17 protein-coding genes are annotated in these 16,941 nt (G+C 39.0%); 11 read left to right on the top strand and 6 right to left on the bottom strand.

Annotated features, from left to right (window positions below):
- The first annotated feature begins 172 nt into the window (after positions 1–172).
- The 7 genes from coxB to ACY9Z2_RS01600 all read left to right on the top strand — a co-directional run bounded on the left by coxB (position 173) and on the right by ACY9Z2_RS01600 (position 6,910).
- Positions 173–859, top strand: coding sequence for a cytochrome c oxidase subunit II (coxB, locus tag ACY9Z2_RS01630; protein ID WP_463607853.1), 687 nt, complete (start codon positions 173–175; stop codon positions 857–859).
- 35 nt (positions 860–894) lie between these two features.
- A complete protein-coding gene (gene ctaD / locus ACY9Z2_RS01625; protein ID WP_463607852.1) occupies positions 895–2,817 on the top strand; it encodes a cytochrome c oxidase subunit I in 1,923 nt (640 codons plus the stop codon).
- Positions 2,810–3,385 carry a cytochrome c oxidase subunit 3 gene (locus tag ACY9Z2_RS01620; RefSeq protein WP_463607851.1) on the top strand — a complete coding sequence of 192 codons (576 nt, stop codon included), beginning with the start codon at positions 2,810–2,812 and terminating at the stop codon, positions 3,383–3,385. Before ctaD ends, ACY9Z2_RS01620 begins: the two co-directional genes overlap by 8 nt.
- 856 nt (positions 3,386–4,241) lie before the next feature.
- Complete coding sequence (locus ACY9Z2_RS01615) at positions 4,242–5,816, top strand: FMN-binding glutamate synthase family protein (RefSeq protein WP_463607850.1); 1,575 nt, start codon at positions 4,242–4,244, stop codon at positions 5,814–5,816.
- Between the two features lie 135 nt (positions 5,817–5,951).
- Entirely contained in the window at positions 5,952–6,095 is a 144-nt protein-coding gene (locus ACY9Z2_RS01610) for a hypothetical protein (protein WP_463607849.1), read from the top strand.
- A 117-nt stretch (positions 6,096–6,212) separates the two neighbouring features.
- A complete protein-coding gene (locus ACY9Z2_RS01605) occupies positions 6,213–6,515 on the top strand; it encodes a DUF5327 family protein (RefSeq protein WP_463607848.1) in 303 nt (100 codons plus the stop codon).
- A 26-nt stretch (positions 6,516–6,541) separates the two neighbouring features.
- The gene (locus ACY9Z2_RS01600; protein ID WP_463607847.1) at positions 6,542–6,910 is read left to right on the top strand and encodes a DUF423 domain-containing protein; all 369 of its coding nucleotides are present in this window, start codon (positions 6,542–6,544) and stop codon (positions 6,908–6,910) included.
- Here the strand turns inward: ACY9Z2_RS01600 and ACY9Z2_RS01595 are convergent.
- From ACY9Z2_RS01595 to hemQ, 4 genes are all read right to left on the bottom strand, one after another.
- On the bottom strand, positions 6,905–7,156 hold the full coding sequence (locus ACY9Z2_RS01595; RefSeq protein WP_463607846.1) for a hypothetical protein: 252 nt from the start codon (positions 7,154–7,156) through the stop codon (positions 6,905–6,907). The genes ACY9Z2_RS01600 and ACY9Z2_RS01595 overlap by 6 nt on opposite strands.
- Before the next feature lie 280 nt (positions 7,157–7,436).
- Positions 7,437–7,856 carry a spore coat protein GerQ gene (gene gerQ, locus ACY9Z2_RS01590; protein WP_463607845.1) on the bottom strand — a complete coding sequence of 140 codons (420 nt, stop codon included), beginning with the start codon at positions 7,854–7,856 and terminating at the stop codon, positions 7,437–7,439.
- Positions 7,857–7,888: 32 nt separating this feature from the next.
- On the bottom strand, positions 7,889–8,311 hold the full coding sequence (locus ACY9Z2_RS01585) for a cell wall hydrolase (RefSeq protein ID WP_463607844.1): 423 nt from the start codon (positions 8,309–8,311) through the stop codon (positions 7,889–7,891).
- Between the two features lie 299 nt (positions 8,312–8,610).
- Complete coding sequence (gene hemQ / locus ACY9Z2_RS01580; RefSeq protein WP_463607843.1) at positions 8,611–9,363, bottom strand: hydrogen peroxide-dependent heme synthase; 753 nt, start codon at positions 9,361–9,363, stop codon at positions 8,611–8,613.
- Positions 9,364–9,547: 184 nt separating this feature from the next.
- Here hemQ and pta point away from each other — a divergent pair, with 184 nt between their 5' ends.
- On the top strand, positions 9,548–10,519 hold the full coding sequence (pta, locus tag ACY9Z2_RS01575) for a phosphate acetyltransferase (protein WP_463607842.1): 972 nt from the start codon (positions 9,548–9,550) through the stop codon (positions 10,517–10,519).
- Between the two features lie 359 nt (positions 10,520–10,878).
- Here the strand turns inward: pta and ACY9Z2_RS01570 are convergent, their stop codons facing one another.
- Complete coding sequence (locus ACY9Z2_RS01570) at positions 10,879–11,736, bottom strand: lipoate--protein ligase family protein (protein ID WP_463607841.1); 858 nt, start codon at positions 11,734–11,736, stop codon at positions 10,879–10,881.
- A gap of 86 nt (positions 11,737–11,822) precedes the next feature.
- Between ACY9Z2_RS01570 and ACY9Z2_RS01565 the strand changes: the two genes are divergently transcribed.
- From ACY9Z2_RS01565 to ACY9Z2_RS01555, 3 genes are all read left to right on the top strand, one after another.
- Positions 11,823–13,130: an HD domain-containing protein gene (locus ACY9Z2_RS01565; RefSeq protein ID WP_463607840.1), complete on the top strand. Its 1,308-nt coding sequence runs from the start codon at positions 11,823–11,825 to the stop codon at positions 13,128–13,130.
- Positions 13,130–13,627, top strand: a complete 498-nt coding sequence (locus ACY9Z2_RS01560; RefSeq protein ID WP_463607839.1) for a YwgA family protein — start codon at positions 13,130–13,132, stop codon at positions 13,625–13,627. The genes ACY9Z2_RS01565 and ACY9Z2_RS01560 overlap by 1 nt, the downstream gene beginning before the upstream one ends.
- A 135-nt stretch (positions 13,628–13,762) precedes the next feature.
- Positions 13,763–14,278, top strand: a complete 516-nt coding sequence (locus tag ACY9Z2_RS01555) for a YwhD family protein (RefSeq protein WP_463607838.1) — start codon at positions 13,763–13,765, stop codon at positions 14,276–14,278.
- A gap of 507 nt (positions 14,279–14,785) precedes the next feature.
- Here ACY9Z2_RS01555 and ACY9Z2_RS01550 read toward each other — a convergent pair.
- Entirely contained in the window at positions 14,786–16,831 is a 2,046-nt protein-coding gene (locus ACY9Z2_RS01550) for a transglycosylase domain-containing protein (protein ID WP_463607837.1), read from the bottom strand.
- Positions 16,832–16,941 lie beyond the last annotated feature (110 nt).

Here is a 16,941-nt window from a genome sequence, read left to right as displayed (position 1 = left end):
GGGGCTGTCCAATAGAAGGGCAGTCTTTTCTTTTGATAAAAAACCTTATGGCAGGAAAACTCCCTTTCTTTTTAGTCTGGAAGCAACCTATTAATTAATCGTTAAGTTTACTAGACAACATAAACGGTAATAGCCTTATTACTATCCCACGAAAAAAGGCTGATGATTACCAATGAAAAAATATCTTATGTTACTTGCGTTATTGCTGTTAACAGGGTGTGATATCACCGTCTTGAATCCAAAGAGTGAAACAGGTGAAGCTCAAGCATTTTTGGTTTGGTTTAGTTTTGGTCTCATGATGATTGTGTTAATCATTGTATTTATTTTGCTGGCTCGTTTTATATGGAAATATCGTGAAACGAAAGAAAATAAAGAAACCTTGCCAAAAGATGTGAAAGGCAATAAAAAGCTTGAGATTACGTGGACAACACTCGCCATTCTATTGCTTGTCGTGCTTGCAGTTCCAACTATTGCCATTACATATAACCAATCGGCAGTAAGGTCTTCTCAAGCAGTTAAGGACGAGGCTGTCCATGTACACGTAACGGGTCAACAGTTCTATTGGGAATTCGAATACGAGAATGGGAAAAAGACAAAAAACAAGCTGGTTATTCCGGAAAATAAAACCATCGTGTTTCATTTGTTATCAAAGGACGTAATTCATTCATTTTGGATCCCTCAGTTAGCGGGGAAGACGGATGTACTACCTGGTAAAGAGTTAATCTACAAAATAGTAGATCCTGAAAAAGGTACGTATGAAGGAAAATGTGCTGAGTTTTGTGGTGTACAACATACAAAAATGCAGTTCACGACTGAGGTTGTCTCAAACGAGGCATATGAGGAATGGTTAACAAACTAATTTTCTAGCAATCTTACAAACAGAAGGTGATTACAATGACGATACCATTTTTCGGAAAAACGATGTTTATCCCTTCGGATGTTGTAGCGGCATGGGGACTGACGATCGTTCTAGGAATACTTCTTGTGATCTATGTATTAAAAAAACAAAAACTACCGCTTATTTGGAGTTACATGCGTACAACGAATCATCGGAAAATAGGAACGTTGTATGTGCTATTTGGTGTATTGTTTTTTCTTCGTGCTGGGATTGATGCGTTATTAATTAGACTACAACTAGCGCAACCACACAATGAATTTTGGGTATTCCAGCAAGATAAATATAATGAATTATTTACGACACATGGAACGATGATGATTTTCTTCGTAGCAATGCCTTTGTTAATTGGTCTAATGAATATTGCGGTACCGCTGCAAATCGGAGCACGCGACCTAGCGTTTCCATTTTTAAATGCAGTTAGTTTTTGGTTGTTTTTAGCAGGTGCTATCTTGTTCAATTTGGCATTTTTCTTAAATAGTGCACCAAATGCAGGATGGACGGGCTATGCTCCGCTATCCACCGATACGTTTACCCCAAGTGTAGGAAATGACTACTATGTGTTTAGTCTTCAAGTTTCCGGTCTTGGTACGATTTTTACGGCTATTAATATGATCGTTACGATTATTAGACATCGTGCACCTGGAATGAAGCTAACGAGAATGCCGTTATTCCCATGGTCAACACTGATTACTTCGTTTTTAATTTTAGTTGCATTCCCGGTGTTATCGATGGGGCTTTACTTATTAATGTTTGATCGTATGTTTGGAACAGGATTCTTCTCCGGAGATGTGGGAAGTCCGCTGTTCTGGCAACATCTATTCTGGATTTTTGGTCACCCGGAGGTATATATACTAGCACTCCCGGCATTTGGAATATTTTCTGATATCATTACAACATTTTCCAAAAAACGTATTTTCGGCTATCCCATGATGGTAGTATCATTGGCATTAATAGGTTTTCTAGGATTTATGGTTTGGGTCCATCACATGTTTACCGTTGGGCTTGGCCCTTTAGCTAATACTTTCTTTGCGATTACGACAATGTTAATCGCGGTACCAACTGGAATTAAAGTGTTTAATTGGTTGTTTACGATGCGCGGTGGTGTAATTCGAATAACAACTCCGATGCTGTTTTCGTTAGGGTTTATTCCTACCTTTGTTATGGGTGGGGTTACCGGTGTTATGCTTTCTGTTGCTGCAGCAGATTTTCAATACCATGATACACACTTTGTTGTCGCGCATTTCCATTACACAATAATCGGATCAACGATATTAGGGATTTTTGCTGGTTTGTACTATTGGTATCCGAAATTTACAGGAAAAATGCTAGATGAAAAGTTAGGCAAATGGCATTTTTGGCTGTTTCTTATTGGATTTCATATGACATTTCTACCAATGCATATTACTGGTTTACAAGGAATGCCAAGACGTGTTTATACGTACGGCTATGGCGACTGGCTTTACGCCCTAAATTTAACGAGTACAATCGGTGCTTTCTTAATGGGGAGCAGTATGCTATTCGTCGCATGGAACGTGTACAAAACACATAAACATGGCAAGAAAGTTGGCAATGATCCGTGGGACGGTCGAACGTTAGAATGGACCGTTCAATCACCTTCCGAAGAGCATACGTTTGAGCCGATGCCAGTAGTTAAGGAAATGGATCCGCTTTGGTATGCAAAAATGGACAATAGGAAGCTAGAAACCGCTACGGACACTCGCCCAGCACCAATTGATGTGGTTACAATTAAACCGTTATTAATAGCTGTAACGATGTCTATATTTAGTATCGGAATGATTTACAAATGGTATTGGCTAGCTATCTTAAGTGGGATTGTAGTCTTTGCGTTATTTATTATCCGTTCGGTAACAGATGAACGTATTAATGATTATCGAGAGGAGGCGGAAACGAATGAATAACCATCAGGAAGCGTTATTCAGAGACAAACGACTTGGCTTTTTTATCTATTTATTTGTGGAAAGTGTCATGTTTGGAACACTGTTTGCAACGTATTTAATTTTTACTCCGCCTCCAAATATTCCAAAGCCAAACGAGTTATTTGAAGCAAAAAGTGTAATCTTGTCATCAGTTTTCTTATTATCAAGCAGTGGGACATTGCTTCTGGCTGAAAAAGGATTGGATAAACGACATACGTATAAAATTGTTATTGGACTTGGTGTAACGTTACTGTTTGGCCTTACCTTTTTAGGGCTAGAAATACATGAATTCTATAAATACGTAATGGAGGGCAACGGATTAACAGCCAATGTCTTCATGTCTTCATTTTACGTACTTGTTGGATTACATGCCTCCCACGTCACTTTTGGTATTGGTTGGATGATTCTATTACTCATTCAGTTTAAACGAATGACTATCCCCTATGCTTTATACATCGAAAAGCAGCGGATTTTTCAATATTACTGGCACTTTGTCGATGTGATTTGGGTATTTATTATTTTGATAGTGTACCTACCATATTTAATATAGGTCGTGTTCGTATTGCTGTGGGGCGCAGTTGAAGTAAATTGCGAACTAGTGATAATTCCATTGCGGGCAAGTCTAGTAAAGTAACATTTTCTAGCGTACTGGAAAGATTGCATGAAGGATGTCAGCTAGCGGACACACGATTCCTTATTTGTGAAAAATAAGGGTAGATGCGGTTGTTATCGGACTCAGGATTCCTTATTTGGGTAAAAACAGTTGAAAATCATGTTTTTTAGTCGAATAAGGCATCGTATGTCCGTTAACCCTCAAAATAAAAGTAAATAAGGTAAATAAGGCATCCTCAGTCCGATACCAAGCAGTGTCCTTGGCGTACTATCCGTTCAGAATGTTTCGTTTACAATTGAAGTAAATTGCGAACTACTCAGATAGAAGATAACCTACCGCTACGGAAAAACATTTCGCTTTCCGCGGGCAACGCTTCAGCCTCCTCGGAAGAAAACCACTTCCTGTGGGGTCTTCAGCTGTTGCTCGTCGTGTTGCAAGTGAATTCGGAGATGCTTCACTCCTCGCATGAAAACATTGCTTTTCCCGCAGGAGTCTTCATGTTTTTCCTTAGCTGGAATTGCGCCCTCTTATTTCATTTGTACGATATTTGACAAAAACCAAAACATAATTATCTTCTATTTTAGTAGTTAATTGGAGCGGAGGGTAGTCAATTCCTCGAAAAAGAAAATCACTTTTTCTTCGTTCGATGCCTTTTCAGGGAAGCTTTCCTTGTCCAGCGGGATTAAAAGACATGAATTTTCTTTAGTTCGCAGTTTACGTCTAACATGCATTAAACAGCTTTAAAACAACAAGTTTACTAAAAAAGAAATTTAAAAAGTGAGGAGTGAATAGAGTGGAAATTGGATTATTGATTAGTATAATCGCGATTATAGCCCTGGTTGTACTTATACCATTATTCTTTATTTTGCGTGTATATGTACATGACTCAAAGCAGCAAGAACATTCCGTACTACGAAATTACCCGATACTTGGGAAAGTCAGATATATGATTGAGAAAATTGGCCCCGAGCTTCGTCAATATCTATTCAATAATGATAACGAAGGAAAACCATTCAACAGAAGAGAATTTGAATTTGTATATAAATCAGCAAAATATAATAATCGAATGATTGGTTATGGATCGGAACGTAATTTTAATGAAGAAGGCTTTTACATGGTTAATCATATGTTTCCCAAGCAAAGGGAGGAGTTAAGAATTGACCAAGAACCTAAAATTAAAACACGTCTCTATACCATCGATAATGAAAAATTGTTTAGTAGAAAAGAACATCACGCAGAGGATGTGCTCAATCCGTTTTACCTTACCGACGACGATGCAATTATCCTTGGAAAAGACACCGTACGACAACCGTTTAAAATAAAAGGACTAATTGGTCAATCTGCGATGAGTTTTGGTTCATTAGGAGATCACGCAATTACGGCATTATCAAAAGGACTCGGCATGGCAGGTGGAACGTGGATGAATACAGGAGAAGGAAGTATTTCCCCATACCATCAAAAAGGCGATGTTGATATTGTTATGCAGATTAGTGCGGGGTTATTTGGGGTGCGCACCAAAGATGGCGAGTTTTCTTGGGAGCTTTTCAAGAAAAAAAGTGAAATTGATCAGGTGAAAGCATTTGAGATAAAACTAGCTCAAGGGGCCAAACAACGTGGTGGACATGTGGAAGGAAAAAAAGTTACGGAAGAAATTGCAGAAATTCGTAACGTAGAACCATGGGAAACAATTAATAGTCCAAATAGATTTAAAGAATTCGATGATGCAAAAGGATTACTAGAGTTTGTCGATAGAATGCGAGACGTTGGCGGAAAGCCAGTTGGAACGAAAATTGTAATCGGTGATGAAAGCCAAGCAGAGAGCTATGTAAAGGCAATGAAGGAACTTGATATCGTACCAGACTTCATTACAATCGATGGTGGAAATGGTGGTTCTGGAGCTACTTACTACGAATTAGCAGAATCTGTCGGTCTACCAACTTATGCAGCACTACCGTTACTTGATGATTTGTTGAAAAAATACGGACTACGGGAACGGACTAAAATTATCGCTTCTGGACAGCTCGTTACTCCAGATAAAATTGTCATGGCACTTGCACTTGGAGCAGATTTAATCAATATAGCACGAGGGTTTATGCTTTCTGTTGGCTGTATAATGGCACAGGTATGTCATACAAACAACTGTCCTGTTGGAGTAACGACTACTGATCCCGACTTGCAAAAAGCGTTAAGCATTGAAGAGAAAAAATACCGCGTTTGTAACTATCTATTGTCGCTACGAGAAGGCATATTTGAATTGTCTGCCGTTGCTGGAATTGATAGTCCGACAAAGTTTAAACGCGAACATATTGCGTATAAGGATCGACTAAATAAGGCGTATAAAGTGATGAATTATTCCCATTCTAGCTAGTAAATTTTGTCGATATATATTGTTTTCTGTAAATTTGGCAAATTATTAATATTTTATATTGATTCCTTTCTAATTTCCATGTACAATGAAAAAAGATTATAGTTTCGCTAATGGCAAATTAGGGGGATAAGTAGCGTGATGGAGAGCTTTTTAACTGTATTAGAGGATACGAAAGAAGAGCTTGGACGGCCACTTCAGGAAAAGGAACTTAACTTCCTGTATTGGATGTATGAGCGCTATCAAGAGGAACAAAATCAAAATGAACGCATAAATGCATAATAATAACGAATGAAAAAAGTCTTGGACAAAATCCAGGGCTTTTTTGGTTTCATTTGTTCGTAATATTTTATGGGCCAGATCCATGTTATACTAATGGAAGATAGAGGAGGGCTTTTGATGGCGGTTCCGAATGAAACGATATTGAAAAAAATGATGGACGAGCTAAAACAGGCGCAACAAAATCATGAAAATTACCAGCAAATGGTGAAACATATAGAGCATGTGCGACTATTAAGTGATCTGATAGTAGAGGGAAAACAGGATTACCCGAAAAAGGATTCTACTAAAATAGAAGATATTTCGGATGACGAGATGAAAGCAATGCTAGGTAATACGAAAACAACCGATAACCATCATCGTCGAGATGAATCTAGTATTGATCATGATGATGCAAATGGCAAATCTATTTTTGATTTTTAATCTTATTTGATACGAGAGGTGTAAAGATGAAATTATTTTTAATTCTTGGAGTAATTAACGGATTTTTAGCAGTAGCTTTAGGAGCGTTCGGTGCACATGGTTTAGAAGGTAAACTTTCAGAGAAAATGTTAGGTATTTGGGAAAAGGCAGTAACGTATCAGATGTTCCATACGATGGCTTTATTTGTTACTGGACTATTGCTGGCAAAGTTTCAAAGTGGTGGAATGCTCTGGGCAGGATGGCTGTTTTTCATAGGGATTGTCTTATTTTCAGGAAGCTTGTACGTTTATTCAACGACAGGAGTAAAAACTTTTGCGATGATTACTCCAATCGGCGGGGTAGCATTTTTAATTGGTTGGATTTTACTAGGTTATGGTGTTGTAAAATATTTATAATTGGAACACGATATAACTCATAAACACAAGCAGTAATATAGCTTGTAAAAAATGCTTAAACGCTTTATTGCGGTTGTGCGTGTTTATTTCAATCATTGCCTCAAAGCAGAGACCAAACGCGACTAAATAGACGATAAGGATAGCTAAAAAAATAAACCCTTTTACTATTACAACTATCCCTGCTATTACTGCAAGGATCAACGAAATTAATTCTAATCGGATGAATTTTTCATATGGATGTCTCATCGGAATCCTCCTAATTAAGAAAAGCGAAGGCGACTGCCAAGCGACGTACAAATAGATAGGTAGGTGAAACGTGGAGTGTACTCTCCCTACATTCATCCTGACTACCTATTTGCTAGACGCTAGGAGCCGCAGCTAGCCAAAGAAAAGCGAAGGCGACTGCCAAGCGACGTACAATTAGATAGATTGGGAATTCGCTAGGAGTCATTGCTAGACAGACCATAGATAAAAGAAGGATGACACATAGTTGGAAAGATTCCGTATGGGTCATCCTTTTGTCCTTTTACCTCGGTGGATAGGAAGTCATTTCACCTGATTGGTACGGATAGTTATAATTTATTTCTCCTTCAAATGTAATGTAATCTAAATAGATCATTAATAATAAATACCGCTTTCCTGTTTGAGGATCACTTAAAATGATGTGATCTCTTCCAGCAGCTTCGATTATTCCTTTAAATACTTGTGCATTCCATTCTTGATTATTCTCAAATGTCATGTAAACAGTAGCTTTTTTTCCTTTGTTTAAACGAAGGATATTTTCGATGTAGGATTCTTCAATTGGCAACATACCGCTTGGATCTGGAACTGGCATCTGTGCTGGTTGAAAATTTTGTACCTCATTAAATTGGCGGTAATCATACTGTGGATAATAAGCTGGAGACATTTGCGGATAATAATAGTAAGGGTATTGATTTTCACTCATGTGTAAAACCTCCTGATGTATAATTAGCGGTATTAATAAACCGCTGGACAGACTGATGATAACGGAGCATAAAAGCAATGTGACTTAAATCGACCAGCATTCCATTGATCAAACCATTGCGCAGGGCAACTTCCTTCAGGTCTAAAAAACCAAAGTGCATATGACGCTGGATGGTAGCGTCCGCCTTTAATTACCTTTTGTGCAAGGTTTTTATCCATCTCACGAGCACGTTGATAAAAATAGCCCTTTTGTGTAGCTTCAAACCCACCTGGGCTCTGAAAAACCATGTCGCGTATGGTGGATAATTGCGTGAAATCTAAGCAATTGGAGACAACTCGGTTGATTCCAACATTTCCAACCATTAGCATTCCTAACTTCCCATCACCCTCCGCCTCAGCACGCATTAACCGTGCTAGAAGCGCCACTCCCTTATCTGTAGCAGCAACTCTCGGCATCTGGGTCACCTCATTTCTCAATACTATTTCATTATATGCTCGATATTCTATGTTAGAACATGGGCAGATGTGACAAACCTTAGAAAAACTCGTATTCGCCTCCCATTAGTAGCGAATGCCCGAAGTTTTTCTTATAAGATCTACCATCATCTTTATTTTCTGACGTTATTAGAAAACTTGGCTTATCGCCAAGCCCTTATGGCGAAAGCCTTAGTTGCACTTATGTAGTAAGAAAGATTTTATCCTTACTTACCTGCCAAAATAAAACCGTATCCAGCATAGTGGATACGGTTTATCTTTTATACGTGAAGATATGCAGCAATTTTTTCATTCGGTAAGTGGTTTCCAACAAAGAATTCCCCAAACTCACCGTATTTCGCGCTAACTTCATCAAAGCGCATTTCGTAAACAATTCGTTTTAGCTGTAAAGCGTCATGAGCGAACAGTGTTACGCCCCATTCCCAATCATCAAATCCGAAAGAGCCTGTAATAATTTGTTTTATCCGACCTGCGTATTTGCGGCCAGTTTTACTGTGCTCGTACAGAAGTTTAGCGCGATTTTTGAAATCTAACGAATACCAATTTTCCTCACCCGCTCGACGCTTGTCCATCGGATAGAACGAAATATGCTCCCATTTAGGTAAAATCGGCTTTAAACGTGCCTGTGTTTCTGGAAGTGTTTCCGGGTCAACATCCTTTTTCTGCGGGAAATATTTAGAAAGCTCTACAACAGATACATAGGAATGTGCTGGTTGTAGGAACTCAGCGAACTTTGTCTTATTAAATGCAGTTTCCACTTCATTCAGTTCATTCATTGTTGGACGAAGAATCATGAGCATAATGTCTGCTTTTTGACCAACAATCGTATAAACAACATGGCTTCCTTCCTTAGCTTCTTCCACGGTGTCCCATTTTTCCAATAGTGCATGAAATTCATCGATCGCGGCTTGACGCTCCTCACTAGATGCTAACTTCCATGAAGTCCAGTCCATGCTACGCATATCATGTAAGCAATACCAGCCATCCATGGTTTCTACTGCTTCAGCTGCCATTCGTTATCGCTCCCTTAATTCAAAAAAATAGTATTATATGGCTTTACTATACCATAATCGGGGAATATTAATCATGGATAAGGGTTTTATTAAAGCTGATTTCACGAATTTGTCATAGCTTGGGTGAAATGCTTTTCATAGGTAATCGGTTAACGTATCATTACGAATAGAAAGGAGTTTGGTCATGAGTAATTTTTTCGAAGAATTAAAAGGAAAATTAGCAGGAACAAATAGATTTATTGTTTTTCCAGAAGGTACGGACGAACGAATTTTAACAGCAACTAGCCAATTAAGCGCTGCAGGTATTTTAACACCGATTTTAATTGGTACAAAAAGTGATATTAAGAGACAAGCCGAGCAAGTGGGCGTAGATATTTCATCGTGTAAGATTATGGACCCAACTGAATTTGAAGAGTTTGATTTAATGGTGGAAACGTTTGTAGAGCGTCGGAAAGGAAAAGTAACCGAAGCGGAAGCCCGTAAAATTTTGCTTGATGAAAATTATTTTGGCACGATGCTCGTTTATCTGAATCAAGCAGATGGGCTAGTTAGTGGTGCTGCTCATTCAACTGCAGATACCGTCCGACCAGCGTTACAAATTATAAAAACGAAGGAAGGCATTAAAAAAACTTCCGGCGTATTCGTGATGGTGCGTGGTGAGGAAAAATACGTTTTCGCTGATTGTGCGATCAATATCGCACCAGATAGTCAAGATCTAGCGGAAATTGCAGTGGAGAGTGCGGTAACAGCTGAACTATTTGGTGTTGATCCTCGTGTGGCAATGCTCAGTTTCTCAACAAAAGGCTCAGCAAAATCTGCTGAAACTGACCGTGTAACAGAGGCATTACAAATTGCAAAGGAAAAAAATCCATCCTTAGTGATTGATGGTGAATTCCAGTTTGATGCAGCCTTTGTACCAAATGTTGCGGTGAAAAAAGCTCCTGATTCACCACTGAAAGGTGATGCGAATGTGTTCATTTTTCCGAGTCTTGAGGCAGGAAATATAGGATACAAGATCGCACAACGTCTCGGTGAATTTGACGCAGTTGGTCCTGTGCTACAAGGCTTGAATCGACCAGTTAACGACTTGTCGCGTGGTTGTAGTTCGGAGGACGTTTATAATTTAGCGTTAATTACAGCAGTACAAGCTGGATAGTAGTGGCTTGCAGGGGCATGTGCCCACAAAGCTTATTTGGCAGGTAAGAAAGCATAAATCCTTTCTTACTGCATAAGTGCAGCTACGGATTTCGCCATAAAGGCTTGGCGATTAGCCAAGTATTCTAAGCATTTGATACAAATCTACGCCATGACTATCTCAAAAATATTTATCGCGGACAGAGGATTCCTTATTTGGCCAATATTAACCAAATAGCGGAATCAAACGGACTCACGATTCCTTATTTGCTGTTTTCACCCCTGTTTCACATTGATTTTCATCAAATAAGAGATCTGGTGTCCGCTAAGTTGAAAATATGGGGAGGAATCGTGAAATAGAGGAACGTGAGTCCGATAAAATTATCGCTTCAACATCGCTGCTATTTTTTCATTACGTTTTTTCATTTGCTCCAATCGCTTCTGGAAAACTTCTTGTTCTTTTTCGGAAAAGTCATCTGTAACAATCGTCTCACTTAATTCTTCCAACGTCGTATAAACACGTTGTTTCATCTCGTCCAACGTAATTTTTCTTGGTAATAGTTCAGACAGGGAAGCCATGGTTTCCGGTACTACGCTTGGAAACGAAAAGTTTGTTTCGGTTCCCTTTAAACCAACCTCATAAAAGTCTCGAATTAAAGCAGCGCGTTCCCGGCCCAGACCTTCAACATCTAAATAAATCTGAATAGCAGCGCCATCCTTCACTCGTCGTTGTGATATTCCAGCGAACTTTTTTCCTCCGATACTCAAATCATAGTCACCAGGACAATAGGAGCCGACAATTTCATATGCTTCAATTTCGTCGGTCAAATCAGCTAGCATGTATTGTACAAAACTAACCATCGCTTCGTAACACGCATAGATTGATATATTTTTTACATCCGGTAACACGAGCGAAATATTTAGGACGCCTTCATCAAGTGCTACCGCAAGTCCGCCTGAATTTCGAACAATTGCATGATATCCACGGCTCGATAAAAGCTCGACACCTTCCTCAATAAACGGTAACCGAGCGTCTGGAATCCCGAGAACTACCGTTTTTGGATGTACCCATAATCGAATTGCTGGTGCCGAGTCACCATCCCCAACGGAAAGTGCTAACGTATCATCAATTGCGAAGGATGTTAACGCACTTATCGGTTCATTTATAAAAATTTTATCATCCGACTGATCCATATAGCGGAACGTCGGATGGTGAATGATTTCTTTCCAAGATTGCATGATTTTCTCCCTTTTAGTGCTTTTTAACTTTGCCTATCTATTATATAATATAACAAAATTGTCGAATAGAAACGGGTTGTGAAAAAATGGCGTACAAAGATGAACAATTATATGAAGAAAAAGTATTTAAAGATCCGGTTCACCGCTACATTCACGTAAAGGATCAAGTAATTTGGGATTTAATTGCTACTCCCGAATTTCAGCGATTACGTCGGATCAAACAGCTCGGAACAACAAATTTAACCTTTCACGGAGCAGAACATAGTCGTTTCAACCATTCGCTTGGTGTATATGAAATTGTCCGCCGCATTCTTACGAACTTTGACGGAAAAGAACACTGGAATACAGATCAACGGTTGTTATGTTTATGTGCGGCACTTTTGCATGACCTAGGGCACGGACCATTTTCCCATTCATTCGAAAAAGTGTTCAAGCTTGATCATGAGTATTTTACCCAACAAATCTTGATTGGTGATACAGAAGTACATAAAATTTTGGAACGTGTTTCAAAAGGTTTTTCACAAAAAGTTGCAGACGTCATCGCAAAAACATACGAAGATAAACTAGTCGTCAGCCTTATTTCAAGTCAAATCGACGCGGATCGTATGGATTACCTGCAACGCGATGCGTATTTTACAGGCGTAAGCTACGGCCATTTTGATATGGAGCGAATTCTTCGAGTTATGCGTCCAATTGATGATCAAGTCGTTATTAAATCAAGTGGTATGCACGCAGTAGAAGATTATATCATGAGTCGCTATCAAATGTATTGGCAGGTTTACTTTCATCCTGTCACCCGAAGTGCTGAAGTTATTTTGTCCAAAATTCTTCACCGGGCAAAATTTTTATACGAGTCAGATTATACATTCAAGCTAGAGCCATTGCACTTCATTTCATTCTTTAAAGAGAAGGTAGACCTATCTGCCTATTTAAAGCTTGATGAATCTGTTGTATCGTATTATTTCCAATTGTGGCAGGAAGAAGACGATTTTATTTTACGAGATTTATGCGAGCGATTTATGAATCGCCGGTTGTTTAAATATATTGAATTTAATCCGAATAAACAGATGACAGAATGGATGGAGCTGTACAAACTGTTCCAAGAAGTTGAAATTGATCCGGAGTACTATCTTGAGGTGGATTCTTCTTCTGACCTCCCGTATGATTTTTACCGCCCAGGAGAGGAAGAAGAACGATTACCAATTCATTTATTAATGCCAAGTGGTGAACTAAAAGAGTTATCACGTCATTCTGATATTGTAGAATCAATTTCAGGAAAAAAACGCACCGATCATAAGCTATATTTCCCGGCCGATATGATTAAAGAACTTGAGGAAAGCACGACTAAAAGAAGAATAATGGAACTATTGAAGACGCAAGGAGCGGATAAATAATGTTGACCAATCATGCGAAACTAATGCATTTTTTTGACGTTGCAAAAGAAGTTACTGGACGAAAAAAACTACAAAAAATGATCTATATTTTACAAAAATGTAAGGTGCCATTTGAAGAAAAATATCAATTCCATTTTTATGGACCGTATTCAGAAGAGCTTACGCTTCGGATGGAAGAGCTCTGTAATCTTGGCTTTGTTGCTGAAGTGAAAGAGGATAAAAGCAATTATTATCAATATAATTATGCGATTACGGAAAACGGACAAAACTTTTTACAACAATTTACACTTGATATGCCAGATATGCATGAACAAGTTGAGTTGTTAAAAGGAAAGAGTTCACGCTTTTTGGAGTTAGTGTCGACGATGTTGTATTTCGATGGGTTATCTCAAGTGGAGATTGTTGAAAAAATACATACCGTTAAGCCCAAACAAAACTTTAGCGAAGAAGAAATCGCCGAGGCTTGGGAATTTATTGATCAAATGAAACGAAACTAGAAGAAAATTCGTCCGGATGGGCGAACTTTTTTAATAATATCCAATTGTCAACCTAATTTAAAAGGGCATTTCTTGAATGGAATAACAAAAGAACTTATACTACAATAGACAGAAAGCGTTAAGGAGGTTCTTACGATGAGTGATGATAAACCGAAAAAAAATACAAATCCATTTACAATAATTAAAGACGATTCAACTGACGGCCATGGTGGATATGGTGTTGGGGCGATTAGTCTTGAAAATATGTCTCCTGTAATAATTGACCCAAATGAGGACCGTGCATTTGTTGATATGGGAGCGATGCACGCGCGTAGTGAAGTGGAGCGTCGTGTGAAGTTCTTGCCAGATAAAGATGCTGTTCCAAATGGTAAGCTGTATTGGATCGTTTGGGTAACCGTTGAAAAGGGAGAAAACGGCCCATATTATGCAGGTGTATGTGGCAGTGAAATTCGTGTTGACCGTGAAATCAAGCGTGCCTATAAGTCGATGCCTGAACACGTTACACACATGGACAAGTCGCTAAAGGGTAAAATTATGCTTGAGCATATGGACGATCATTCAAAGAAATTGTTAAAGGATTTTCTGGTCGATTTTAACGAAGAAATGTGGAACAACTCGAGTGATGAACTTAAAGAGGTTCTACCAAAATAATGAACAAATTGTGAACGAACCATGAACATTAGTTGAAATTCTTGTACTTTTTGACAAGAATTTGTAAAATATGTGTACATGGACTTTCACATGTATTACTAGGACAAAAAAGTAGCCGACCTCGTGGTAAGACGGACCTTACCAGAGCGTCGGCTATTTTTTTATAACGTCAGAAAGAAATTATGGAATATATGTTGCGATAGATCTAGATGATAATAAACTTAGGCGACAGAATTCTGAACTCGGTCCAATAGTCCATGAGCTTGGGCGATAACGTGACTGAGTCGGGCCACAAGCCACCGACTCAGGAGAAAGCGAGATTAAGTCGGGCCACAAGCCACTAAACTCGGGAGACATCGAGACTAACTTGGGCCACAAGTCACTGAACTCAGGAGGCATCGAATCTAAGTCGGGCCAAAAGTCACTAAACTCAGGCGACAATGTGATTCAAGATCAAGTAGGGCCCACCTCATAATAGTCACGACACATTCCTTCAACTATCTCAACTTAAAACAAGTAATCAAATATTTTTTCAAATACGCCTTTTTTATGCTCGTCTTTTGGCGGATTTCTTTCTACATTTCTTTCACTAGGGTCAATATCCTTTTCACACTTTTTTAATGGAACATTTCCTTTTTCAAAATACATTAGTGTCCCATTTGGACAGGCTGAGGTTGCTACTCCTCCTGACACAGGATCGATCCATGCTCCAACAACACCAGCTGGTGCATCTGCATCTACACGTGGCAGCTCCTGATGGGCGGCTTCCATGAATCCAGCCCAAATATCTTTCGCGTATCCATTTTCAGCTGCCTTGTCTATTTCTCGATTGTCATCGTAACCAATCCAAACGCCAGTTGCGATATGTGGACTGAATCCGATCATCCAGCTGTCGGAAGCGGTTGTACCAGATTTACCAGCGTAATCTCGCGTTAATTGGTTAGCTACAGGTGACCCGGTCACAGACATATATCCATCAAGTGAATGATCAAACATACCTTTCATCATATCGGTTAAAATAAATGCCTTTTGTTTATCCAACACTTGTTTGCCATTTTCCTTCGGTGCCTCGAAAACTACATTCCCATTCCGATCCACAATTTTTCGAATGGTATGGGCGTTAATTTTTTCGCCTCCATTGGCTAATATCCCGTATCCGTTAACCATATCTTTTACAGTCACAGTAGCTGTTCCAAGTGCAAGCGATGGGACTGGCGGAAGCTTTGTGTCAATTCCAAAGGTGCGAGCAGATTCTATCAGTTTTTCAACGCCTAGAAACAAGTTAGTTTTAACCGCATAAACATTGTCAGATAGTGCTAATGCTTGCGCTAATGTAATAGGTTTGTACGCGTAGTATCCATTGTAATTGCTTGGCTGATAAACCTTTCCATTAGCTAATGTAAAAGAAGTTGGTTTACTCATTAGCATGGTTGCGGGTGTAAAGCCATGGGTAAGAGCAGCGTAATACAAAAATGGCTTAAAAGATGATCCCGCCATTCGTTTCGCCTGCGTAGCTCGATTAAACGTACTTTTACTATAATCTCTTCCACCTACTAGCGCGCGAATTGCCCCGTTTTCAGGGTCAAGCGCCACACTCCCAACCTGAATATCACTTCCATCTCGAATCGTTTCATGTACATTTTCTTCAAGCTTTTGCTGCATTCCTACATCTAAGGTGGTATATATTTTATACCCACCAGAACGAATTTTTTCCCGGTCAAGATCTAATTTCCGTGAAGCCTCAAGCAAGACGGTGTCCTGAAAATATGGGGCAACAGCTTTTTTCACATGCTCACTTTGCTTTTGAAAATCCAACTGTGCTCGTGTTGCTAAATAGTAGTCTTGTTCCGAAATCATTCCTTGCTGTTTCATTGCTTCTAGGATATTCTGTTGTCGCCTTGTAGCATTTTCCAGACTATTAAAAGGTGAATAGTACGTCGGTCCTTTTGGAATTGCTGCAAGCATCGTCGCTTCAGCAAGAGTCAACGCATCCGCAGATTTGCCAAAAAAGTATCGGCTTGCTGCTTCAATACCATACGCACCGTGACCATAGTAAATCGTGTTTAGATAGCCTTCTAAGATTTCATCCTTTGTATAATACATTTCTAAACGGACGGTATAGAATGCTTCCTTGATTTTCCTTGTCCACGTTTTTTCAAAGGATAAAAATAAATTTCTAGCGTATTGTTGGGTTAGTGTACTCGCTCCTTCTGATAAGGACATATTTTTAATGTTTTGTACAATGGCACCAGCAATACGTGAATAATCAAAGCCATTGTGCTCGTAAAATTCTTGATCCTCAATTGCAAGTGTCGCTTTTTTTACATAAGGTGATATCTCATCAAGCCCAACCCAATACCGGCTTTCAACACCTTTTTCCTCACCAATTATCTTTCCGGCGGTACTATAATAGATTGTGTTTTGCTCGGTTTTAAGCGGTGGTGGACCAAGTAAAAAGCTTGCGAAATAAACTCCGCCAATACTTGTGAAGAACAATAAAAACGCTCCAATGAGAACACTTATAAGTTTATATTTTAAAATGAATTGCTTCATAGGCATTAACTCCAATTTAATGTGTACATTATTCTTATTATGGGAAAAGATAGAACGAAATAAACTTCTTTAAAAAAATTAGCCAAAAGTGCTTGCTTTTTTGCAGAAAT

The sequence above is a fragment of the Virgibacillus sp. GM2-2 genome (genome assembly GCF_055329585.1).
The sequence above is the reverse complement of the archived record's forward strand: the minus strand, read 5'-3'. Positions and strand labels throughout refer to the sequence as shown.

What these genes read in the sequence shown, in the direction of transcription:
- coxB (WP_463607853.1), top strand. Translation starts at nt 173, where the DNA reads ATGAAAAAATATCTTATGTTACTTGCGTTATTGCTGTTAACAGGGTGT.
- ctaD (WP_463607852.1), top strand. Translation starts at nt 895, where the DNA reads ATGACGATACCATTTTTCGGAAAAACGATGTTTATCCCTTCGGATGTT.
- ACY9Z2_RS01620 (WP_463607851.1), top strand. Translation starts at nt 2,810, where the DNA reads ATGAATAACCATCAGGAAGCGTTATTCAGAGACAAACGACTTGGCTTT.
- ACY9Z2_RS01605 (WP_463607848.1), top strand. Translation starts at nt 6,213, where the DNA reads ATGGCGGTTCCGAATGAAACGATATTGAAAAAAATGATGGACGAGCTA.
- ACY9Z2_RS01600 (WP_463607847.1), top strand. Translation starts at nt 6,542, where the DNA reads ATGAAATTATTTTTAATTCTTGGAGTAATTAACGGATTTTTAGCAGTA.
- ACY9Z2_RS01595 (WP_463607846.1), bottom strand. Translation starts at nt 7,156, where the DNA reads ATGAGACATCCATATGAAAAATTCATCCGATTAGAATTAATTTCGTTG.
- gerQ (WP_463607845.1), bottom strand. Translation starts at nt 7,856, where the DNA reads ATGAGTGAAAATCAATACCCTTACTATTATTATCCGCAAATGTCTCCA.
- ACY9Z2_RS01585 (WP_463607844.1), bottom strand. Translation starts at nt 8,311, where the DNA reads ATGCCGAGAGTTGCTGCTACAGATAAGGGAGTGGCGCTTCTAGCACGG.
- hemQ (WP_463607843.1), bottom strand. Translation starts at nt 9,363, where the DNA reads ATGGCAGCTGAAGCAGTAGAAACCATGGATGGCTGGTATTGCTTACAT.
- pta (WP_463607842.1), top strand. Translation starts at nt 9,548, where the DNA reads ATGAGTAATTTTTTCGAAGAATTAAAAGGAAAATTAGCAGGAACAAAT.
- ACY9Z2_RS01570 (WP_463607841.1), bottom strand. Translation starts at nt 11,736, where the DNA reads ATGCAATCTTGGAAAGAAATCATTCACCATCCGACGTTCCGCTATATG.
- ACY9Z2_RS01565 (WP_463607840.1), top strand. Translation starts at nt 11,823, where the DNA reads ATGGCGTACAAAGATGAACAATTATATGAAGAAAAAGTATTTAAAGAT.
- ACY9Z2_RS01560 (WP_463607839.1), top strand. Translation starts at nt 13,130, where the DNA reads ATGTTGACCAATCATGCGAAACTAATGCATTTTTTTGACGTTGCAAAA.
- ACY9Z2_RS01555 (WP_463607838.1), top strand. Translation starts at nt 13,763, where the DNA reads ATGAGTGATGATAAACCGAAAAAAAATACAAATCCATTTACAATAATT.
- ACY9Z2_RS01550 (WP_463607837.1), bottom strand. Translation starts at nt 16,831, where the DNA reads ATGAAGCAATTCATTTTAAAATATAAACTTATAAGTGTTCTCATTGGA.